Origin of the sequence: Lacibacter sp. H375, from assembly GCF_037892425.1 — a bacterium.
In the GTDB taxonomy this organism is placed as follows: Bacteria; Bacteroidota; Bacteroidia; order Chitinophagales; family Chitinophagaceae; genus Lacibacter.
Genome location: NZ_JBBKTT010000001.1, coordinates 4,003,769 through 4,025,279 on the forward strand (window position 1 = coordinate 4,003,769; position 21,511 = coordinate 4,025,279).

Genomic DNA, 21,511 nt, shown 5'->3' on the forward strand with positions numbered 1-21,511 from the left:
TATCACGTTTTTGGAACAAACAATATGCCTGATGGTAATAAAAGAAAAGTGAGTAACTGAAACAGAAATTTTCCTATAATCAGTTACCCACTTTGGGAAATTATGTGTAAATATTTCCACCCTTAAGAAGATGATTGCAGATTGTGTAAATGCTTTAATTTATTGTAAAGAGTTTTACGATCGATCTTCAATATTTCAGCTGCTTTTTTCTTGTTAAAATTAACTTGTTGCAGAACCGCAAGTATCGTTTCAAATTCAGCTTTATTTACAGCCGATTTTAATTGATCAGTATCTACTGCGACTTCGGTTTTAGCAGATAGAAACCGATCTTTGAAAAGCAGATCAGATTTTTCCTGCAGTACGCCACTCATTTCTTCCGGCAACGAACATGCTTTGATCAACTGACCTTCAGGTGTAAGTAAAACAGCTCTTCGTATCGTATTTCTGCATTCTCTTAAATTGCCGGGCCAACTGTAATCAAGAAACATTTGTTTCACTTCATCTGTAAAACCAGTTATGTGCCTGTTTGTTTCTTCATTTGTTACCTGCAAAAAATATTCTGCTAACGGAATAATATCATCTCTGCGGTCACGAAGTGCCGGCAGATGAATAGGGAATTCATTAAGACGATGATATAGGTCTTCACGGAATTTTCCGGTCTGGTAAGCCTCCTTTAAATTTTCATTGGAAGCAACAATGATCCGCACATCAACAGGCATTTCTTTACTTCCACCAATGCGTTTATATTTTCGTTCCTGTATCACTCTTAACAATGATGCTTGTATTTCAAGTGAGAGGTTTCCGATCTCATCCAGGAACAGTGTGCCGCCGTTTGCCATTTCAAAATGACCTTCTTTATCGAGCAAAGCACCGGTAAATGATCCTTTTGTGTGGCCAAATAATTCACTACCTGCCAGTTCTTTTGATAACGTGCCGCAATCTAACGCTACAAATGGTTTATTTGCCCGTTGACTTTGTTGATGAATGGTTCGGGCAATCACTTCTTTTCCTGTTCCGCTTTCACCGTATAACAATACACTATAGTTGGTGCCCGCTACAATATCAACCTGATTATAAAGGCCAACCGTTGTTTTTGAATGGCCTTTGTAAAATGGTAGTGGCTGATCCTGCGGCTTGGGTGTAGTTGTTCCATGCGCATGTGACGTATTCTCGCCATTTGCCTGAACAGGGAACTGGTTATTGTTTTTCCTGTTTAAAACATCCTTCAGGATTTTCAATACTTCGTCTGGAATTAAGGGCTTAACGAGATAATCGTAGGCACCCATTTTAATAATTTCAACAGCAGTTTTTATAACCGAATAAGCAGTAATTACAATAATGGCGACATGGGGATCTTTTTGTTTTAATTCCGATACAAGCTTAATTCCGTCCATATCTCCAAGGCGGTAATCGCAAATAACAACGTCAAACTTTCCTGCTGTATAAGCAGCCAATCCTTTGTTCCCCGAGTAAGCGGCTTCAGCCTCAAACCCATTGTTCTTTAAAAACCTGACCAGCAGAGTGCAGAGATCAGTGTCATCATCAATAATCAGAATTTTTCCGTTCATAATTGGTCATTTTAAAAAATGATAAAAGTTAAAAAGGGTGTAGGTGTGTGCACGGCCTAAAGAGATTGTTTTCATTGGAGATTCATCGAACGAAAACGTAAAACAATGGTTGTTCCATCCGGAGGGTCGCTATGAACGGTGAAGCTTCCCCCGTGGCTGAGAATTATCGCTTGTGCAATGTTAAGTCCCAGTCCACGTCTTCCACGTTTAGTAGTAAAATACGGTTCAAACATCTGTTGTTGCTGATCATCAGTTATTCCGGCACCGTTATCCTTAATTTCAATTACCGATTCATTCTCATCGTTCCAGATACTTAGCTCTAACAATCCCGTGGCTCCATCCATCGCTTCAACAGCATTAGTAACCACTTGCATCAATGCCTTTTTCATACGTGACTCATCAACATTTACAAGATATTCACCCCCGGGATAATTTCGCCTGATCTCAATTGCAGCAGCGCTTACCTGTTCATTCATCATCAATAAAACTTCATCCAAAAGTTTGCAGATGTTCACCGGTGATATTTCTAACCGGCTTATATGTGTTGCATCTACTAATTCTGTAAGAAGCTGGTTAATACGGTCAGTATTTCGGCTGATCATTTCAACAAAACTTGACTGCTCTTCAGTCAGGTTCATGTCTTTCAAAACTGTAGTGGAGAGTAAAATATTGTTTACGGGGTTTTTCAATTCATGTGCAACGGTTGCGCAAATTCGCTCAGTGGCAGCAAATGAATGTGACCTCTGCCGGTTGCCCATAACATCTGTTTCATTTGTAAGAAAATCTGTTGCTCTCATGCGATTCAATTTAATAAGTTGATTCCAACTTTTTTTGTTTTCATTCGTCCTCCAGGGTCAAACTTAACATCAGTAATTAATTTTTTCACAAATTGATACAGATGCAATGCGTTAATTGTCGAATATCAAGAACACTAAATACTTAATATCTTTTCGCTCAAACCAACACTGGCAGTGGATTTTTGGGACAGCGGAGAGCAAAATAAACGATGCCAGAGGCAACAAGTTACACTAAAAAAGAAAAAATATCCAAATACATCTGCAAAAAAATTTTCGGAAAAAACCATAGATTTTTTTCATAAATGGTATGCCCATTGAAGTCTTACATAATAATTTGAAATAGTTACATAATTAATAAGTAACTAAGTAAATAAAACGGGTACAAAGGCAACACAAGCGTGACAATTGTGCAGCATTACATTTGAACGATTCAGTTGTAATAACAATTGTAAAAAGGATGACGGCGATAAAAAAGGAGGGTAGTCGGAAGTAAAAACTGAACTTATTTATGGACAGGTTCAAACGAAGCAAGAACTTCCATCCACGTGCTGGCTCCACGTTTCCTGCGTTTTAACCAATAAATGCCAGCTACTTTCAGGAACATCATTTTTTTATAATTGCTTCTTCCGGCAGTAAGACGTCCCTTTACCAGGAAGATACCATCATCGGATAGCTGTGTAAAACTTGCCGGTCGGTTACGTAACATCGAGGAGATTGCCGATGAGTTTTCCAGATTCAACATCGATGGAGAACTATCGTCACGCAATTGTAAGAGCATAGATCTTTTTTGACTCCCGTCTTTAAACCGCAATAAGCCCTGTTTAACGCCTTTTATGCGTGCCATCAGTTGCCCCGGTTTAATAGCCATACTGGTTTTCTTTCTTAGGTTGAAACAGTTGACGTAGTTTTTCAATTACCTGGTGTTGGTACTCTTTCAACAATTCGCCCCACTTTTTTTCCTTGCAGTAGTTCATATGCAACGCAGATGGTTTCACTTTTAAAAGCAAGGTATCATGCTGGTGCATAGGAAGACCATCAAGCAAAGCAACACCTTCCACTTCAATAAAATAATCAACTGATTTGCGGAAAAAACAAAGTTGTACGGGAAACGAAGTTTCGAGGTAGGGAGTTTCGAATTTCGGATGAGCAAGAGAAACCCAGATTTGTCCCTGGTCATCCATACACTCAAATTGAACAATGTCGTTTGGCAAATGTTCGGGGCGCTCACTTAAGTTGTACATCACCGCACACCGTATTTGCTTCAACTGTTCACGAACGATGTCCCGTTCTTCTTGTGTAGATTCTTTTTTCATAATTCAGTTTTTTTATTACGTATCAAAAGTCAAATCTGATACCAAAAAAATAATCAATGCTGGTATGGTTTTTTCTCATAATAGTGTGGAGTAAAAGGATAGAAAGCATAACAAATATCAATGCCTGCCGGGTTTTCGTGGGCAAAAACGAGAGAAACTGTGGAATCAATTCCACAGAAAGGCAATATCTGTTCATTAAAAAAACAAACACATGGAACACACTACAACACGAACTGAACATGAAAATATGCTGAATGATATCATTCAAATTAATAACGATCGTATCGCCGGTTATGAAAAAGCAGCTAAGCATCTCAAAGAAGCAAACGACGATCTATACAATATTTTTAATGCAATGGCTTTACAAAGCAGGCAATTTGTAAATCAATTGCGGGTGCAATTAGGTAAACAGGGCGATCAGCCTGATGATGCAACAACAGTAAAAGGTAAGATCTATCGTGCATGGATGGATGTGAAAGCTACATTCAGCGGCGATGACCGCAAAGCAGCACTTGAGTCTTGTGAATATGGAGAAGAAGCTGCTCTAAAGGCGTATTCCTCTGCATTGGAAGACTCAGACCTTAATCCTGAATGGCGTGCTATTCTTGAAACACAAAGAAGTTTTATGAAAGAGTCGCATGATAAGATCCGCAATCTGCTTAATAAAGAAAGACAATAATTTTTTACACCGCAACCGGTTAGGCCGTATGGCAGAACCGCTTGTTTTTAATTTTTTACAATGCAACAAGATAGTAAAACAGATATGTCTACGCTTCTTACCTGCATGAAAAAAGCAAAAGAAGAAGGCTATAAATTAAGTTTTAGTGTAACTGACCGGGGACTCACAAAAGCAGATGAAGAGGGTTCGAGATTTTATACGCCTGAAGAAACGACTATTGATAATTTTTACCGGTTTGAAGGAGAGAGTGATCCTTCCGAAAACTCGATCCTTTATCTTATACATACTGTTGATGGTGAAAAAGGGACACTCCTGAATACCTATGGCATGTATGCAGACCCGTTGATTTCTCCATTTGTTGAAAAGGTGGAAGAGATATCGAAAAAGGTAAAACAGGAGTGAGCATGTATGCGTTCTTTTTTGAACGCATACAATTTGCTCTCATCAGGTGTATCATACTACATGATCTAAAACCCGGCCAAAACTACTTGTTTGACGCAGTAGGGTCTTATGAACAATTAAAAACCGGTTATAAACGATAACCGGCTTTATTCAAACTTCCATCCGTCTTCTCTCAGATTAATTTTTCGTGAAGAACTTCCTTGAAGTAAAAAAACAGCATGAACAATGAAAGGATGGAGATGAGTTATGTTGTTACGAGATTAGAAAAGGATTTATTCCGTTGTGCATCGGAAGAGATGCCTGGAGTAAAAAGATAATAATAGGCCGTTTCGCATGTGATTGTTTTAATAAATGAGGAAACAATTTCATGCCAGAGGTGCTTGACGAGCAAGGTAGCGCCTCGCCGATTTGTAAACTGGGTAATTTTTTCTTCATTAAAGGGTTGAGGTGCGAAAAAAATACCCAGTTGATAGTGATCGTTCATTTTTATAAACTGTAAGCAATGCAAAATGTAAATAAAAAAGCCAGTATACGTCCTCCGCAAAAACAAAGAAAACCCGGTTCTGAAAGAAAATTGGTTCCGCTGCCAGTTTTTGACTATCCTGAAAAAGAAGGCTCGGAAAAACTGGATGGTAAAATTGCGCTGATCACAGGCGGCGATAGTGGTATTGGGAAAGCAGTGGCCATTTTGTTTGCGAAAGAAAGAGCCCGGCTGTCACTTTCGTATTTACGGGAACATGCTGATGCAAAAGAAACGGAACATGTTATTACGGAGACATATGAACGGGACTGCCTGCTGATTCCCGGCGACATAAGTAAAGAAAGGCATTGTAAAAAAGTAGTTGCGAAAACAATTAAGAAATATGGCCGAATAGATATTTTAGTGAACAACGCAGCTATACAATTTGAAGAAAAAGATTTAACCAAGCTGCCAAGTGATCAATTATTGAAGACATTCGAAACAAATATTATCTCGATGTTCTGGTTAACAAAGTTTGCTCTTCCTTATATGAAGAAAGGATCCGTGATTATTAATACAGCATCTGTAACTGCTTATCGGGGCAGTGGCTCGTTACTTGATTATTCTGCAACTAAAGGAGCAATTGTAGCTTTTACCAGGAGTTTATCAGCCAATCTTTCAAAAAAAGGAATTCGGGTGAATGGAGTAGCGCCCGGTCCTGTGTGGACACCTCTAATTGCTTCTGGCTTCTCACGTACAAAAGTTGCTTCGCATGGCAGCGATGTACCATTGGGCAGATCAGCAGAGCCGGCTGAAATTGCACCATCGTATCTCTTTCTTGCAAGTGATGATGCAATTTATATGACGGGGCAGTTTCTTCATCCAAACGGAGGGGAAATCATTAATGGATAATGTGACGCAATAGGATCTTTTGAAAAAGTATGTTGAGATTTCCACCTCCGGTTGATATATTTACCTCTTCTTTAATCATTACAGAGGAGACGTAGATTGCTTTGCCTCTTTAATGCCGTGGTCATACATTTCTCCATCTTCAGATGATTTAAACATTTTTGCAATACTGTCTTTCCATTTGCCAGAATTCTCCATAATTTTTTTACGTGTTTCACTTCCCTTGTCAGGTGCAGTAAAATAACCGATCAACAGGCCGGCAGCAAGTCCGCCGGTAATACCTAAAATTAATTTTGCTTCAGAAGTCATAGTTGTAAATTTTAATAGTGATGCCTATAAAAAAACCGTACCAATTTGACATGTTTTTTGCGGATGTTTTTCGTCACATCATTGATAGTAGCAACAGCAACTAAGTCAATCATCTTTTAAATATTTATTTTTTTTGCTGGTTCACTGTCTCTTAAAGGCATATCGTTTGTTGCAAATCTTCCTGTTAATTCATTTTCAACTTACATCTGTCAATTATGCCAAACAGAAGGAACATGGATGAGGTCCGTCGTTACAATAAGAATGAGATACGCCGTCGTGCAGATAAAACCATACCCATCTATAATGGAAATAAGCATGAAAGAAGAAATGAAGATCGTCGTAGCGGAGCGGAACGACAAAGAAGTAGCGGTCGTGGTGAAACTCATCGTGGCCGGAGAAGCGAACGAAACGGCGGACAAAGAGCTCAGCGAAATGATCAAAACCGCCTGCCGGGCAGATCAAAGAAATTTTCCTGGTGGAAAGGGAGCATCTTTTGGAAATGGCCTTGGTATAAATGGTTCCTGCGAAGGAAATAGTTTCATGAAACCTGTTTACATAAAAAAGCAATTCATTTTCCTGAATTGCTTTTTGTTACCGGCCCCCAATAATTTCATCAACGCTGTACCAGCCGGATTTCACCCCCATTTTTTGCCTCAGCATTTCTAAACTTCAAATCGAAAATCACATCCTTTTTAAAAGATGAACCGGGATTGATCAATAGGCTATTACTTATGATTTTACTTTCGATGGCTTCCCGAGCTTTAATTGCCCGAACTTTCTTTGCTCTATAAGTTTTGGAGACTGTTCCCGCAATTGTTCCTTTCACTTGCTCTTCAATAACGAATGCTGAAAGTAAAAACAAAGACATCAGCATGGCTATAAAATCGAATCGTTCTTTTTTCATGCAATCAGTTTTAGACATGAGGTATTATAATCTTCGAGAAAAATACAAGCATCATGCCATTGAAACGATTGCAATATTGCCGAACAAGTACTCCGACGTCGTAATTGGAGCTGATCAAATGTATTTTATGAAAACATATATTTAATATGCAGAGATCTATAGAATGTGGGAGAGAGTTGTTTTCTAAAAAAACAATTCTTTACATCTAAAAAATCTGCGTTCAGGAAAAAATCCATGTTCTCACATTGGAGAACTTTGGAATTACAAAGAAAAGATGAGGAGGAAATTCCACAGTAGAAAAGTAACGGTTGGGAAAATGAACGTCGTAAAAAACTAAAAGAGCAAGTTTAAAAGTTAAAACATAAAGTTTCTGATCTCCCTTACAACGAATCTCTCAACGTCAATGAAAAGGGAACTTCCTCATGTTTGCGCTCATTGCTTAAAACAGCCTGTGCCGCCATTTCACCCATCTTTTTAAAATCGGTTGAAATGGTGGTGATGCCATTGAGGATAAAACGTTTCCATGGTGTTTCGTTATAGGAGATAATGCCAATGTCTTTTCCCAACTTCAACTTTGTTTCCTGTATTTTTTCAAGCAATACAACCAGGTCATCTTCCATTAAATTGATATAGGCTTCACCTTTACGAATCGGTTCAGCAGCAATTTCATGTACAATCCGGTAAGCAAAAGCATACTCCGTACAAAAACGTTCGAAGCCTTCCAGTATCTCATTCGGGAAATAAGTGTAAGATGGAAACACGATTTTCAAGGTCTGGTAATTACTCAACTGCGGCAGCGCTGCTTTTAACGCATTGAAAATATCTTTCTCAAAATTTTCATACACGGCGCCGTATTCACCTTTAATACCGGGAATAATTTTATCGAGCAGTATTAATGAGCCTTCATCAATTTCATTGATCACTTCATGCGCATTTTCACCGCCTTCCAGGAAATGCGGGATGATGACATAATGCGTATAACCTTTCTTACGACTTTGCATCAACTTTTTGAATAACCCGTAATCATTATTATAAATATAAAAGTCGATGGCCGCCTGATCGCCGATGGTTGCCACAAACGAATCATAAATGATCTTTTTGTGCGCACTCAGTTTATTAAACAGCAGAAACACCCTGATGTCTTGCCTGATGTCGGTCTTGGAAATAAAATATCCTTTGCCCGGCACCGAACCAACCACTCCTAATTGTTTTAATTGACGGTAGGCCTTTTCGGCTGTATCACGTGCAATACTCAATTCAAAACTCAGGTCGTTTATGGAAGGAAGTAAATAATCTTTACCGATACTACCCATTTCTACAGCCTTGAGAATAGAGTTCACGATTTGGACGTACTTGGGTGTTATCGACTGTTCATCGATAAGAATATGGCGGTAAATGTTATCAGACATAATCAGTTTATACAGGTGGGTTTAAAGCATGATCGTAACCTAAAATTAATGGTTCTGAAGTTATTAAGCAGCAGTTACACATATTCATTGATGCTCAGGATAGTGCATGACGGGATTTCTGGCTAGCCGCTTTACTTTTAACTTCAGATGTTTGCTATATAAACAATTACAATGCAGGTATTACTCGGTGTTATTTTTCATTTCATAGGCGGTTTCGCATCAGGCAGTTTTTATATTCCTTACAAAAAGGTAAAAGGTTGGCATTGGGAAAGCTACTGGATTGTTGGTGGTTTATTCTCCTGGCTTATTGTTCCGCCTGTGGCTGCTTATTTAACCATTCCCGGTTTTGCAGAAATTATTCAAGGTGCAGCCTTCCCGGCTTTATGCGCCACATTCATCTTTGGTGTATTGTGGGGCATTGGTGGTTTAACCTACGGACTGGGTGTTCGCTATCTCGGCGTGTCGCTGGGTAGCAGCATTATCCTTGGGTTGTGTATGGTGTTTGGTGCCATCATCCCGGCTATTTATTACGATTTTAGTCCTGTTGCAGGAAAAGATACCTTCAGTGCAATGGTTGGCTCCACCTGGGGACTTACCATACTTGCTGGCCTTTTGCTTTGTATAATAGGTATTATCATCAGCGGTAAAGCTGGTGTTATGAAAGAGAAAGAATTGAAGACTGCCGCTACCGATCCTCATGGTGCAGAAACTTCTGTTGAATACAAATTTGGTCTCGGTATGTTCGTAGCCATTGTTTCAGGTGTGTTAAGTGCCTGTTTCAATTTTGGTTTAGAAGCAGGACAAGAGATGGCAACTGTTGCAAACGAAACCTGGAAAGCAGCTAATCCGGGCGAAGGCGAATTCCTTTACCGGAATAACGTTATTTATGTGGTGTTGCTTTGGGGTGGCTTAACCACCAACTTCATTTGGTGTATGATCTTAAATGCACGCAACAAAACATTTGGTGATTATACCAATCAGAAAACTCCGTTGTTACGCAACTATTTGTTCTCTGCTCTTGCAGGCACAACTTGGTTCTTACAATTCTTCTTTTATGGCATGGGCGAAAGCAAGTTAGGAAATGGTCCAAGCTCATGGATCTTACACATGGCCTTTATTATTCTGGTGGCCAACATGTGGGGACTTGTGTTGAAAGAATGGAAAGGTGTAAGTAAAAAAACAATTTCTACAATTATTATAGGCATCATTGTCATTATCCTCTCCGTATTACTGGTAGGGTATGGTAACAGCCTTCATGTTTAATATTAACTGAAAAGAAAGCATATGTCAGTAGCAACAAAAGATTTCAAACACGTAAGTTATTTGTGGGATGATGCAAAAGCAGCAGAGCTGGCTGGTGATGAAGTGGCATTACTCGTGTATCGTTCTAATTTATTGGGAGCCGATCTCCGTTTAACCAACTATGGTGGTGGTAACACTTCGTGCAAGGCAATGGCCAAAGATCCACTTACAGGAAAAGAAGTAGAAGTGATGTGGGTGAAGGGTAGTGGTGGCGATCTTGGCACCATGAAGCGTAGCGGATTAGCAGCATTATATGTTGATCGTTTACGCAGTTTAAAAAATATCTACCGTGGTATTGAGCACGAAGATGAAATGGTAGAACTCTTCAACCATTGTATTTATGATCTTGCTTCTAAAGCACCGTCTATCGATACGCCTTTGCATGGTTTTCTTCCATTCAAACATATCGATCACTTACATCCGGATGCAGCCATTGCAATTGCAGCTGCAAAAGATGGTGAAAAGATCACCAAAGAATTATTCAACGGAACAATTGGTTGGGTAAAATGGCAAAAGCCGGGCTTTGAACTGGGGTTGATGTTAAAGCAATGTTTGGATGAAAATCCAGGCATCCGTGGTATCATGCTCGGCTCACATGGTTTATTTACATGGGGCGATACAGCCTACGAATCATACATCAATACACTTGAAGTAATTGAACGTTGTGCTGAATATTTACAGGATAACATCAGCAAACAAAACGCAGTTTTTGGAAATGCAAAGATCAACTCATTGCCTGATGCTGATCGTAAAACTCAAGCAGCTGCATTAGCACCGGTGTTAAGAGGCTTCTGTTCATCACAACAAAAAATGATCGGTCATTTTACAGATGATGCACGTGTATTGGAATTCATCAACTCAAATGATCTTGATCGGTTGGCTCCATTGGGAACAAGCTGTCCCGATCACTTCTTGCGCACAAAAATTTCTCCGCTTGTATTAAATCTTGAACCGGGTGAAGATCTGAGTGATGTAAAAAAGATCAAAGAAAAAATAAAGCCGTTGTTTGAAGCATACCGTGCAATGTATGCTGAATATTATAACACTTGCAAGCATGCAAACAGTCCTGCCATGCGTGATCCCAATCCTGTGGTGATCCTTTATCCGGGTGTTGGTATGTTTACGTTTGCAAAAGACAAACAAACTGCAAGGGTAGCAGCAGAATTTTATATCAATGCTATTAATGTAATGAAAGGTGCAGAAGCAATTTCTTCATACACTTCATTACCACGCCAGGAAGCTTTCAATATTGAATACTGGTTGTTGGAAGAAGCAAAGCTTCAACGTATGCCTAAGCCAAAAGCATTGAGTGGAAAAATTGCACTCATTACCGGAAGCGGTGGTGGTATTGGTAAAGCAATTGCAAAACGTTTTGCTGAAGAAGGTGCATGCGTTATTCTGAATGATATGAATCCTGAACGCTTAAGCGAAGCAAAAGAAGAATTCGTTAAGCAGTTTGGTAAAGATGTGGTGGCTGCAGATATTCTTGATGTAACTGATACCACAACTATTGCATCTACACTTGCAACATCAGCACTTGCATTTGGTGGTGTTGATATTATTGTAAACAATGCCGGTCTTTCAATATCAAAATCAATTGAAGATCATACCGACAAAGACTGGGATCTTTTATATGATGTATTAGTAAAAGGTCAGTTCCAGGTAACACAAAAAGCGGTTGAAGTAATGCGGAAGCAAGAACTTGGCGGCGATGTGTTGAATATTGTAAGTAAGAATGCGTTAGTGAGTGGCCCTAATAACGCAGGTTATGGTTCAGCCAAAGCAGCGCAATTGCATTTATCAAGATTGAACGCAGCAGAATTAGGAAAAGATAAGATCAGAGTGAATGTGGTGAATCCTGATGCTGTTATTGCAGGTAGTAATATCTGGAGTGGTGGTTGGGCCGAAGGTCGTGCCAAGGCTTACGGTATTACAGTTGAAGAATTACCTGCATACTATGCCGGACGAACATTACTAAATGAAATCATTTTACCTGAAGATATTGCCAATGCATGTTTTGCTTTTGCAGGAGGTTTACTAGGCAAATCAACCGGTAACGTATTGAATGTAGATGGCGGTGTTGCCAATGCATTTGTACGTTAAGAATTTTCTCATAATCAATAGTAGTTAAAGGGTTGATAGTTCTCTATCGACCCAATTTTTAAATTTGATTAACTTGTTATATAAACTTGCTTTATGTTGTTAGAAAAAAACAGGATCGCTGAGTTTAACGGAATACACGCAGCAGATCACAAACGCAAATTCGATTTCGTTTCTTCAGAAATAAATAATGTGGAAGAAGTGCTGCAAAAGCTCATCGACTTCCAGGTGGCAATTCCCAGTTGGGCATTAGGCACAGGCGGTACACGCTTTGGCCGTTTTGCAGGTGCAGGTGAGCCGGGCAATCTTGAACAAAAGTTAGAAGATGTTGGTTTGCTGCATGCACTCAACCAATCGAGTGGTGCAATTTCTTTACACATCCCTTGGGATATTCCTGAGAACTATGCATCCATTAAAGCCACTGCTGCACAGTTGGGTTTAAAGTTCGATGCGGTGAACTCTAACACATTCCAGGATCAGAAAGACCAGGAGCTGAGTTATAAATTCGGTTCATTGCAACATGTAAACAAGGCTGTACGCAAACAAGCCATTGATCATAACATCGAAGTTATTAAACATGGTGTTGAGCTTGGTTCAACTGCGTTAACAGTATGGTTGAGCGATGGCAGCTGTTTTCCCGGTCAATTGAATTTCAGAAAAGCATTTCAGAATACATTGGAAAGTCTGCAGGAAATTTATGCAGCTTTACCGGCTGATTGGAAAGTGTTTGTTGAATACAAAGCATTTGAACCAAACTTCTACTCAATGACGGTAGGCGATTGGGGACAATCATTGTTGTATGCAAATAAACTCGGACCAAAAGCATATACATTGGTAGATCTTGGTCATCATCTTCCGAATGCAAACATTGAACAGATCGTTGCTTTGTTGTTAATGGAAGGCAAGCTTGCCGGTTTCCATTTCAACGATAGTAAATATGGTGATGATGATTTAACTGTGGGCAGCATCAAACCTTATCAACTGTTTTTAATTTTTAATGAACTGGTTGAAGGTATGGATGCAAGAGGAATGGATCATACAACTGATCTCGGCTGGATGATCGATGCAAGCCACAACGTAAAAGATCCGTTAGAAGATCTCTTGCAATCTGTAGAAGCCATCATGATCGCTTATGCACAGGCGTTAACTGTTGATCGTAAGAAATTAAATGCTGCACAGGAAGCAAATGATGTGGTGGCTGCACAGGAAGTGTTGCAGAATACATTCCGTACTGATTTGAGAGCATTGGTTGCTGAGGCAAGATTGAGAAGTGGAGCAGCGTTATATCCTTTACAGTTTTTCCGTGAGCAGAAACTCAGGGATCAACTGATCAAAGAAAGAGGCAGTAAGACTGTGGCAACAGGACTGTGATGAGTAAGATTCCCGTTATAGCGATTTTTGACATTGGTAAAACCAACAAGAAACTCTTGTTGTTTGATGAACATTATAAAGTTGTTCATGAAGAAAGCAGGCAGCTGAATGAAGCTAAAGATGAAGATGGTTTTGCATGTGAAGATGTGGAGCTGCTTGCACAATGGGTAAATGATTCATTTGAAACTTTATTGAAAGATGATCGCTTTCAAATCAAAGCGGTTAACTTTTCTGCCTACGGCGCAAGCTTTGTTTATCTCGATAAAAACCTCAAAGTTATTCCGCCGTTATATAATTACCTGAAGCCATACAATCCTGCATTACAGAAAAAATTCTATAAAGATTATGGTGGCGAAAGTCGTGTATCGAAAGAAACAGCATCACCTGTTTTAGGTAATCTTAATTCAGGCATGCAGTTATACCGGTTAAAACATGAAAAGCCGGAAATATTTGCTGAGATCAAATACGCACTGCATCTTCCACAGTATTTGTGTTTTCTGCTTTCCGGCAAATTGCATACTGATATTACAAGTATCGGTTGCCATACAAATCTCTGGGACTTCCAGGAAAAGCATTACCATGATTGGGTTAAGAAGGAAGGAGTTGCTGAAAAATTTGCGCCGGTTTTAAAAAGTAATGCTGTAGCTGGTTATACTGATAAAAAGATTCCGGTAGGAGGAGGTTTGCACGATAGTTCTTCTGCACTGATCCCTTACCTCGCATCGTTTCATGAACCGTTTATTCTGTTATCAACAGGCACATGGTGTATCACGTTAAATCCGTTCAACCATTCACAATTAAGTGATCTGGAATTACACCAGGATTGTCTCTGTTATCTATCATACGAAGGCAATCCCGTAAAAGCATCCCGTTTGTTTGCAGGTTACGAACATGAACAACAAACAAAACGATTAGCAGCCTTCTTTAAATTACCTGAAGATTATTATAAAACAGTTGAGTGCGACGAGGCCATCATTGATCAACTTGAGTTAGGCAAAACTGCTATGAAAAAAGGTGCTGATGAGGTGATGATCCAACAATCTGTTTTTGCTAAACGGGATCTGAAGAAGTTCAAAAATTACGAGCAGGCCTACCATCAATTAATAGCTGATATCATTACACAGCAATTATATAGTACCAATCTTGTTTTGAAAGGAACTCCGGTGAAACGTATTTTTGTTGACGGTGGTTTTGGAAAAAACCCCATCTTTATGCATATGATGGCGGAAGTGTTTACCGGAATTGAAGTTTATGCAGCATCGGTAGCTCAGGCTTCGGCATTAGGGGCAGCGTTGGTGATGCATAAACATTGGAACAAAAAAGTATTACCAACCGACATCATAGAATTGAAATATTACTCTGAACAACAGAAACGATGAAGTGGAAAAGCGTATGAAAGTTGGATTATTTATTCCCTGTTATATCGATCAGTTTTATCCGCAGGTAGGTATTGCCACTTTACAACTATTAGAAAAACTGGGATGCAACGTTTCTTTCCCTCTCAATCAAACATGTTGTGGTCAACCAATGGCCAACAGCGGATTTGCAGCCCTGAGCAAAAATTGTGATAAAAACTTTGTAGCCAATTTCCGTGGTTTCGATTATATCGTTGGCCCATCGGGCAGTTGTGTGTTGCATTTAAAAGAACACCTCCACGATGAGCAACATCCGGGTGAAGCTGAGCACATTCGCAAACATGTATACGAGCTTACTGAATTTTTAGTTGATGTATTGAAGGTAGAAAAGATCGATGCATCATTTCCTTACAAAGTTGGTTTGCATAACAGTTGTCATGGCCAGCGTGGTTTGCATCTTTCATCCATGAGTGAACGGATGTTACCTGCGTTTTCAAAACCACAGCAATTGTTGAGCATGGTTAAAGGTTTGCAACTTACACTCCCTGTTCGTAGTGATGAGTGTTGCGGCTTTGGCGGAACGTTTTGTGTATTTGAAGAAGCAGTGAGTGTGAAGATGGGAAAGGATAGAATAACTGAACACTCTGCCAACGAAGTTGAATACATTACCGGTGGTGATGTAAGCTGTTTAATGCATTTAGAAGGTATCTTGAAGCGAAATGGAAGTAACGTGAAAACAATTCATATTGCAGAAATTTTAAACAGCCACGCATGAGTACAAGTAAACTTTCCCATGCTGATGCTGCAGAACAGTTCATTAAAGACGAACCAAGAACTAATTGGCATGATGAAACGCTTTGGTTCGTTCGGCAAAAAAGAGATAAGGCCGCTCATGGTTTACCCGAATGGGAACAGTTGAGAGAATGGGCTTCGCAAATCAAAGATCATACGCTTTCCAATCTCGATAATTATCTGTTGGAATTTGAGCGCAATGCAAACACCAATGGCGTTACTATCCATTGGGCAACAGATGGTGCAGATCATAACCGCATCATTTTCGACATCATTCAGAAAAATAATATTCAGAAGATCGTTAAGAGTAAGAGCATGCTTACGGAAGAATGTGGGCTGAATGAATTTCTGCATGCAAAAGGAATTGAAACAGTTGATACAGATCTTGGTGAACGTATTGTGCAGTTACGCCACGAAGCACCAAGTCATATTGTATTGCCCGCTATACATTTAAAGAAACAAGATGTAAGTGATACATTTCATGAACATCTACATACAGAAAAAGGGAATAACGATCCGCAATATTTAACCGAAGCTGCACGCCAGCATCTGCGTGAAAAATTTATTGAATCAGAACTTGCTATTACAGGCGTCAACTTTGCTATAGCAGAAACAGGTGGCTTTGTAGTTTGCACTAATGAAGGCAATGCCGATATGGGCGCACATGCTGCAAAAATTCATATTGCCTGTATGGGTTTTGAAAAGATGATTCCGAAAGCAGAACATCTTTCCGTGTTTCTTCGTTTGCTTGCAAGAAGTGCAACGGGTCAACCGATCACCACATACTCCAGTCATTTTCACAAACCAAGAGAAGGGCAGGAGATGCATATTGTGATTGTTGATAATGGAAGAAGCAGGCAACTTGGTCGTGCTGATTTCAGAAATTCATTGAAGTGCATCCGCTGTGCTGCATGTTTCAATACTTGTCCTGTTTACAGAAGAAGTGGCGGACATAGTTATCATACAGCTGTAGCTGGTCCCATTGGTTCTATACTCAATCCGAACATTGATATGCGTGCAAACGCTGATCTTCCATTTGCATCAACACTCTGCGGCAGTTGCAGCAATGTATGTCCGGTGAAAATTGACATTCATGACCAGTTGTGGAAATGGCGGCAGGTATTGGTTTCAGAAGGTTTTGTTGATACAACAAAGAAAGTTGGTTTGAAAGGAATGGCTTTTGTTTTGGCAAGACCGGGCTTATACCGCTTTGCAGGTAAAGCAGGAAGAGCAATGATGCGGATGTTCCCCTGGTTGCTAAATAACAAACTCAATCCCTGGTACAAGCAACGGGAAATGCCTGCACCGCCTAAGGAAAGTTTTCGTGATTGGTACATCAAGAACAAACAACAATGAGCGCAAGAGAAACGATATTAAAAGCTATTACAGCGAACAAGCCAACCTTGGTTGATCTGCCTGCAATTGATCTTGCTGAAGTAATTCAATACAACGATCTGTTACAGCAATACAAAACAGTTTTACAAAGCATTGGTGGTGGTACAGTTGAATTGCAGGACCTCACTTCATTAAAAGAAGAACTGCAGACAAAAAAAGCAAATGGCAATTTTGTTGTAAACAGAATTCCAGCGTTAGGAGAAGTAGAGGAATCAATCGCCCACTTAACAGCAACTGATCTTGCTGCAGTTGAAACTGCTTACTTGGAAGGAACAATTGCTGTAGCCGAGAATGGTGCCATCTGGTTGTATGAAAGCCAGATGGGCAATCGCTTACTGCCATTCATTTGTCAGCACCTCGTCATTGTAATTGAAAAGAAAAATATTGTACCAACAATGCATCATGCCTATCAGCAAATTGAAAGTGACAAAGAAGGCTTTGGTGTTTTCATAGCCGGTCCATCCAAAACAGCCGATATTGAACAATCATTGGTCATTGGCGCACATGGAGCAAGAAGTTTGATCGTATACATTATTTGATAGTTAAGAAGAAACCTTCCAATACCAATACCAATCACAACCATTCGTTAGGGTTTTAATTTTTCCGCAGTAACAATCTTTCTGTTTCTTTGTAAGGAACATCCATTTACTGTTAAAAAAATTGCTGATGCGTATCGTGATTGCCTTGTTATTCATTGTTACATTCTGTACTTCTGTTGCTGCACAAGTAGGTATTACAAGTCCGGATAAAAAAATAACAGTACAGATTGCTGTAAATGCTGAAGGCGCTATTAAATACAGCCTACGTCATAATCAAACAGAAGTTTTACTTTCCTCTTCGTTAGGACTAACGACAACATCTTCCGATTTTTCAAAAGGAATGGAACTTGTGAGTGCATCAACTGTTCAACCGGTTAGCAGCAACTACACAATGATCTATGCCAAGAGAAAACAAAATACTTATACAGCAAATAAACGCACCATTAAATTCAGGAACAGCAATGGCCAATTGATGGATATTGTTTTCCAGGTATCGAATAATGCAGTTGCGTTTCAGTATGTTATTACAAACAAAACAACTGTTGCCGAAAACATAACTGCCGAATTAACAACTTATCATTTTCCGCTTACCGCAAAAGCCTGGTTACAACCCATGCAGGTTTCAAAAACAGGATGGGAGCAAACCAATCCTGCATACGAAGAACATTATGTACAGGATGTAGCTGTTGGAACGAAATCACCTTCAGCAGCAGGATGGATCTATCCCGCCTTGTTCCGCAATAATAATACCTGGGCATTGATCACCGAAGCGTCGGTTGATGCGACTGATTGTGCAACAAGGTTAAAAGCTGAATCGCCCGATGGAGAATATGCTGTCGTATTTCCAGATCCGAGAGAGATCATCACAGGTAAAGGATTGTTACCAACATTTCAAGCGAACTACACTTCTCCTTGGCGCATTATCAGTATTGGAAGTTTGGCGACTATCATTGAATCAACAGCAGGAACAGATCTTGCTAATCCATCGGTCGTAAAAAATACTTCATTCATCAAACCCGGTAAATCATCGTGGAGCTGGATCAATTCAAAAGATGATTTCATTGTGTACGATGAACAGAAAAAGTATATCGACTTTGCTGCAAAGATGAATTGGCAATATTGTTTAATTGATGCCGACTGGGATCGTAAGATCGGCTATGAAAAAATTAAAGAGTTGGCTGATTATGCAAAGACAAAAAACGTTGGCTTGTTGCTGTGGTATAATTCTGCAGGTGATTGGAATACGGTGAAGTACACACCACGAAATTTATTGCTCACGACGGAAAGTCGTTCAAAAGAATTTCAGCGCTTGAAAGACATAGGCATCAAAGGAGTGAAGATCGATTTCTTTGCAGGCGACGGTCAATCGGTGATTGCTTATTACTTAGATATTTTAAAAGATGCAGCGAAGTATGAGTTACTGGTAAATTTTCATGGTGCCACATTGCCTAGAGGCTGGTCAAGAACTTTTCCGCACCTAATGACAACGGAAGCGGTACGTGGTTTTGAAATGATCACGTTTGGGCAGGGTGATGCCGATAAAGAAGCTACACATTGTGCCATGCTACCATTCACACGCAACGCATTCGACCCAATGGATTTTACACCCATGAATCTGTATAAGATCCAAACGAAAGTTCAACGAAAAACAACTTCAGCTTTTGAATTAGCAACATCGGTATTATTTCTTTCAGGCATTCAACACTTTGCTGAATCACCCGATGGCATGGAACATGTACCTGCAAATATTCAGCAGTTTTTAAAGGAATTACCAACAACCTGGGATGATGTAAAATTCATTGATGGATTCCCCGGGAAGTATGTAGTAATTGCCCGTAAGTACAAAAACAAATGGTATATCGCAGGGATCAATGCACAGCAATCTTCGCAAACGATCGACCTAAATCTTTCTCTGTTCAAAAAGCAAAAGGCAAGCTTAATTACAGAGGGTGACGCCCCATTATCATTCATTGAGAAAAAGCTGACCGGCAAAGGGAAACAGAAGATTTCCATTCAACCATCGGGCGGATTTGTACTGGTGCTGGAGTAAATAATGGAAATAATGAATTATTCCATTAAGATGCGAAATAGTGCAGTAATAAGCGAATAAAATTGAAACTTGGTGGCTTCCAATTCTCTATTTTTACGACCCCAAACATATTTTCATGAGCATGTTTCAATTAACAGGTAAAACAGCAATTATTACAGGAGGCGGCAGCGGTATTGGCCGGGCCATTTCAACTATGTTTGCTAAGCAGGGCGCTGTTGTTTTTATTTTTGATTTAGATGAGAATGGTTCTGCTGCAACAGTAACTGAAATTGAAGAGAAAGGTGGAAAAGCAGTAGCTGTGATTCTTAACATCTCTGATCAGCAGGCGATCAAAACAGCTGTAAAAAAAATTATCGATCAACATCAACACATTGATATTTTGGTGAACAATGCTGGTGTTGCACATGTGGGAACTGCCGATTCAACCAATGAAGAAGATTTTACCCGACTGTTTAACATCAATGTAAAAGGTGTTTATAATTGTTTGCACGAGATCATTCCGTTTATGAAAGCACAACAGAAAGGTGTGGTGCTGAATATGTGTTCTATTGCAGCGTCTGTAGGTATTACTGATCGCTTTGCATACAGCATGAGCAAGGGCGCAGTGTTAGGTATGACGCTGTCTGCAGCACGTGATTATCTCGCATACAATATTCGTGTAAACAGTATTTCTCCTGCACGTGTGTTTACTCCGTTTGTTGAAGGGTTTATTGCAAAAAACTATCCCGGTAAAGAAGAAGAAATATTCGATAAGTTATCGAAGAGTCAACCACTAGGACGTATGGGAACAACTGATGAAGTAGCGCATTTAGCCTTATATCTCTGCAGTGATGAGGCAGGATTTGTAACTGGTTGTGATTACCCATTGGATGGTGGTTTTATAAAACTAAATAACTGATCAAAAAAAATCTACACTTAAACACATAAACTGAAGAAATGAAACTGATACGTTTTGGAGAAGCCGGCAAAGAAAAACCAGGTGTCATGTTAAGCACTATTTGCTACGATGTTTCTGCACATGTAAATGATTACGACGAAGACTTCTTTGCAAATGATGGTTTGAAAAAATTAGAACAGCTGGTTGCAACAGCAAAATTGCCGGTTGTAACTGTTGATCGTTATGGATGTCCAGTAAAACGTCCTTCTAAAATTGTATGTATTGGTTTAAACTATAGTGATCATGCAAAAGAAACAGGAGCAACACCACCGCCGGAACCTGTGATCTTCTTTAAAGCAACCACAGCTATTGTAGGTCCCAATGATGAAGTAATGATTCCACGTGATTCTGTAAAAACAGATTGGGAAGTAGAGCTGGCAGTAGTGATCGGTAAAAAAGCTTCGTATGTAGATGAAGCAGAAGCGATGGATTATGTAGCAGGTTATTGTTTGCACAACGATATCAGCGAACGTGAATTTCAATTAGAACGCAGCGGCACATGGGATAAAGGAAAAGGTTGTGATACTTTTGCACCAATTGGTCCATGGCTTGTTACAAAAGATGAAGTAGAAAATGTGCATGCACTTCGTTTGTGGTTAACATTGAATGGAGAAAAAATGCAGGACGGCACCACAGCTAACCTCATCTTCAATGTACCTTTCCTTGTTTCGTATGTAAGCAAATTCATGACACTGTTACCCGGCGACATTATTTCAACCGGAACACCTGCTGGTGTTGGTTTGGGAATGAATCCGCAAGTGTATCTCAAACCAGGCGATGTAATGGAACTCGGCATTGACGGCTTGGGAACATCGAAACAAACTGTAATTGCATTTAAAAAATAAACAAACACCGTCTGATGCTTCTCAGACGGTGTTAAGCTTTCTAACAAAAAAATCTTACTTAAAACTTAACGATAG

General features: G+C 39.7%; 21 protein-coding genes. 14 read left to right on the plus strand and 7 right to left on the minus strand.

Annotation, left to right across the window (positions count from 1 at the left end):
* Positions 1–122: 122 nt before the first annotated feature.
* The 4 genes from WG954_RS17045 to WG954_RS17060 all read right to left on the minus strand — a co-directional run bounded on the left by WG954_RS17045 (position 123) and on the right by WG954_RS17060 (position 3,678).
* Positions 123–1,568, minus strand: coding sequence for a sigma-54-dependent transcriptional regulator (locus WG954_RS17045; protein ID WP_340437965.1), 1,446 nt, complete (start codon positions 1,566–1,568; stop codon positions 123–125).
* Between the two features lie 71 nt (positions 1,569–1,639).
* Complete coding sequence (locus WG954_RS17050; protein WP_340437966.1) at positions 1,640–2,365, minus strand: sensor histidine kinase; 726 nt, start codon at positions 2,363–2,365, stop codon at positions 1,640–1,642.
* Between the two features lie 502 nt (positions 2,366–2,867).
* A complete protein-coding gene (locus WG954_RS17055) occupies positions 2,868–3,209 on the minus strand; it encodes a hypothetical protein (RefSeq protein WP_340437967.1) in 342 nt (113 codons plus the stop codon).
* A gap of 13 nt (positions 3,210–3,222) precedes the next feature.
* Complete coding sequence (locus tag WG954_RS17060) at positions 3,223–3,678, minus strand: hypothetical protein (RefSeq protein WP_340437968.1); 456 nt, start codon at positions 3,676–3,678, stop codon at positions 3,223–3,225.
* A gap of 211 nt (positions 3,679–3,889) precedes the next feature.
* On the opposite strand from WG954_RS17060, the gene WG954_RS17065 reads away from it, so the two are divergent.
* From WG954_RS17065 to WG954_RS17075, 3 genes are all read left to right on the plus strand, one after another.
* Positions 3,890–4,357, plus strand: a complete 468-nt coding sequence (locus tag WG954_RS17065; RefSeq protein WP_340437970.1) for a ferritin-like domain-containing protein — start codon at positions 3,890–3,892, stop codon at positions 4,355–4,357.
* Between the two features lie 60 nt (positions 4,358–4,417).
* Entirely contained in the window at positions 4,418–4,759 is a 342-nt protein-coding gene (locus tag WG954_RS17070) for a hypothetical protein (protein ID WP_340437971.1), read from the plus strand.
* Between the two features lie 502 nt (positions 4,760–5,261).
* Positions 5,262–6,131: an SDR family oxidoreductase gene (locus WG954_RS17075; protein WP_340437973.1), complete on the plus strand. Its 870-nt coding sequence runs from the start codon at positions 5,262–5,264 to the stop codon at positions 6,129–6,131.
* Positions 6,132–6,209: 78 nt separating this feature from the next.
* Here WG954_RS17075 and WG954_RS17080 read toward each other — a convergent pair whose 3' ends face one another.
* Complete coding sequence (locus WG954_RS17080; protein WP_340437974.1) at positions 6,210–6,437, minus strand: YtxH domain-containing protein; 228 nt, start codon at positions 6,435–6,437, stop codon at positions 6,210–6,212.
* A 233-nt stretch (positions 6,438–6,670) separates the two neighbouring features.
* On the opposite strand from WG954_RS17080, the gene WG954_RS17085 reads away from it, so the two are divergent.
* Entirely contained in the window at positions 6,671–6,973 is a 303-nt protein-coding gene (locus WG954_RS17085) for a hypothetical protein (RefSeq protein ID WP_340437975.1), read from the plus strand.
* A 77-nt stretch (positions 6,974–7,050) separates the two neighbouring features.
* Here the strand turns inward: WG954_RS17085 and WG954_RS17090 are convergent, their stop codons facing one another.
* Positions 7,051–7,341, minus strand: coding sequence for a hypothetical protein (locus WG954_RS17090; RefSeq protein WP_340437976.1), 291 nt, complete (start codon positions 7,339–7,341; stop codon positions 7,051–7,053).
* A 380-nt stretch (positions 7,342–7,721) separates the two neighbouring features.
* Positions 7,722–8,750, minus strand: coding sequence for a substrate-binding domain-containing protein (locus WG954_RS17095; protein ID WP_340437977.1), 1,029 nt, complete (start codon positions 8,748–8,750; stop codon positions 7,722–7,724).
* A 171-nt stretch (positions 8,751–8,921) separates the two neighbouring features.
* Between WG954_RS17095 and rhaT the strand changes: the two genes are divergently transcribed.
* The 10 genes from rhaT (at position 8,922) to WG954_RS17145 (ending at position 21,436) form a co-directional block, all read left to right on the plus strand.
* The gene (rhaT, locus tag WG954_RS17100) at positions 8,922–10,013 is read left to right on the plus strand and encodes an L-rhamnose/proton symporter RhaT (RefSeq protein ID WP_340437978.1); all 1,092 of its coding nucleotides are present in this window, start codon (positions 8,922–8,924) and stop codon (positions 10,011–10,013) included.
* 21 nt (positions 10,014–10,034) lie between these two features.
* Positions 10,035–12,155 (plus strand): bifunctional aldolase/short-chain dehydrogenase, encoded by a 2,121-nt coding sequence (locus WG954_RS17105; protein WP_340437979.1) that lies wholly within the window; start codon positions 10,035–10,037, stop codon positions 12,153–12,155.
* Between the two features lie 93 nt (positions 12,156–12,248).
* Positions 12,249–13,523, plus strand: a complete 1,275-nt coding sequence (locus WG954_RS17110) for a sugar isomerase (RefSeq protein ID WP_340437980.1) — start codon at positions 12,249–12,251, stop codon at positions 13,521–13,523.
* Positions 13,523–14,902 carry an FGGY-family carbohydrate kinase gene (locus tag WG954_RS17115; RefSeq protein ID WP_340437981.1) on the plus strand — a complete coding sequence of 460 codons (1,380 nt, stop codon included), beginning with the start codon at positions 13,523–13,525 and terminating at the stop codon, positions 14,900–14,902. The genes WG954_RS17110 and WG954_RS17115 overlap by 1 nt, the downstream gene beginning before the upstream one ends.
* A gap of 13 nt (positions 14,903–14,915) precedes the next feature.
* Positions 14,916–15,653, plus strand: coding sequence for a (Fe-S)-binding protein (locus WG954_RS17120; protein ID WP_340437982.1), 738 nt, complete (start codon positions 14,916–14,918; stop codon positions 15,651–15,653).
* Positions 15,650–17,026 (plus strand): lactate utilization protein B, encoded by a 1,377-nt coding sequence (locus tag WG954_RS17125; RefSeq protein ID WP_340437984.1) that lies wholly within the window; start codon positions 15,650–15,652, stop codon positions 17,024–17,026. The genes WG954_RS17120 and WG954_RS17125 overlap by 4 nt, the downstream gene beginning before the upstream one ends.
* Positions 17,023–17,604: a LutC/YkgG family protein gene (locus WG954_RS17130; RefSeq protein ID WP_340437985.1), complete on the plus strand. Its 582-nt coding sequence runs from the start codon at positions 17,023–17,025 to the stop codon at positions 17,602–17,604. Before WG954_RS17125 ends, WG954_RS17130 begins: the two co-directional genes overlap by 4 nt.
* Before the next feature lie 127 nt (positions 17,605–17,731).
* A complete protein-coding gene (locus WG954_RS17135; protein ID WP_340437986.1) occupies positions 17,732–19,654 on the plus strand; it encodes a glycoside hydrolase family 97 protein in 1,923 nt (640 codons plus the stop codon).
* A gap of 115 nt (positions 19,655–19,769) precedes the next feature.
* Complete coding sequence (locus WG954_RS17140; RefSeq protein WP_340437987.1) at positions 19,770–20,552, plus strand: SDR family NAD(P)-dependent oxidoreductase; 783 nt, start codon at positions 19,770–19,772, stop codon at positions 20,550–20,552.
* A gap of 38 nt (positions 20,553–20,590) precedes the next feature.
* Positions 20,591–21,436 (plus strand): fumarylacetoacetate hydrolase family protein, encoded by an 846-nt coding sequence (locus tag WG954_RS17145; RefSeq protein ID WP_340437988.1) that lies wholly within the window; start codon positions 20,591–20,593, stop codon positions 21,434–21,436.
* Positions 21,437–21,511 lie beyond the last annotated feature (75 nt).

Coding starts and splice junctions, on each gene's coding strand:
- WG954_RS17045 (WP_340437965.1), bottom strand. CDS start 1,568: ATGAACGGAAAAATTCTGATTATTGATGATGACACTGATCTCTGCACT.
- WG954_RS17050 (WP_340437966.1), bottom strand. CDS start 2,365: ATGAGAGCAACAGATTTTCTTACAAATGAAACAGATGTTATGGGCAAC.
- WG954_RS17055 (WP_340437967.1), bottom strand. CDS start 3,209: ATGGCACGCATAAAAGGCGTTAAACAGGGCTTATTGCGGTTTAAAGAC.
- WG954_RS17060 (WP_340437968.1), bottom strand. CDS start 3,678: ATGAAAAAAGAATCTACACAAGAAGAACGGGACATCGTTCGTGAACAG.
- WG954_RS17065 (WP_340437970.1), top strand. CDS start 3,890: ATGGAACACACTACAACACGAACTGAACATGAAAATATGCTGAATGAT.
- WG954_RS17070 (WP_340437971.1), top strand. CDS start 4,418: ATGCAACAAGATAGTAAAACAGATATGTCTACGCTTCTTACCTGCATG.
- WG954_RS17075 (WP_340437973.1), top strand. CDS start 5,262: ATGCAAAATGTAAATAAAAAAGCCAGTATACGTCCTCCGCAAAAACAA.
- WG954_RS17080 (WP_340437974.1), bottom strand. CDS start 6,437: ATGACTTCTGAAGCAAAATTAATTTTAGGTATTACCGGCGGACTTGCT.
- WG954_RS17085 (WP_340437975.1), top strand. CDS start 6,671: ATGGATGAGGTCCGTCGTTACAATAAGAATGAGATACGCCGTCGTGCA.
- WG954_RS17090 (WP_340437976.1), bottom strand. CDS start 7,341: ATGAAAAAAGAACGATTCGATTTTATAGCCATGCTGATGTCTTTGTTT.
- WG954_RS17095 (WP_340437977.1), bottom strand. CDS start 8,750: ATGTCTGATAACATTTACCGCCATATTCTTATCGATGAACAGTCGATA.
- rhaT (WP_340437978.1), top strand. CDS start 8,922: ATGCAGGTATTACTCGGTGTTATTTTTCATTTCATAGGCGGTTTCGCA.
- WG954_RS17105 (WP_340437979.1), top strand. CDS start 10,035: ATGTCAGTAGCAACAAAAGATTTCAAACACGTAAGTTATTTGTGGGAT.
- WG954_RS17110 (WP_340437980.1), top strand. CDS start 12,249: ATGTTGTTAGAAAAAAACAGGATCGCTGAGTTTAACGGAATACACGCA.
- WG954_RS17115 (WP_340437981.1), top strand. CDS start 13,523: ATGAGTAAGATTCCCGTTATAGCGATTTTTGACATTGGTAAAACCAAC.
- WG954_RS17120 (WP_340437982.1), top strand. CDS start 14,916: ATGAAAGTTGGATTATTTATTCCCTGTTATATCGATCAGTTTTATCCG.
- WG954_RS17125 (WP_340437984.1), top strand. CDS start 15,650: ATGAGTACAAGTAAACTTTCCCATGCTGATGCTGCAGAACAGTTCATT.
- WG954_RS17130 (WP_340437985.1), top strand. CDS start 17,023: ATGAGCGCAAGAGAAACGATATTAAAAGCTATTACAGCGAACAAGCCA.
- WG954_RS17135 (WP_340437986.1), top strand. CDS start 17,732: ATGCGTATCGTGATTGCCTTGTTATTCATTGTTACATTCTGTACTTCT.
- WG954_RS17140 (WP_340437987.1), top strand. CDS start 19,770: ATGAGCATGTTTCAATTAACAGGTAAAACAGCAATTATTACAGGAGGC.
- WG954_RS17145 (WP_340437988.1), top strand. CDS start 20,591: ATGAAACTGATACGTTTTGGAGAAGCCGGCAAAGAAAAACCAGGTGTC.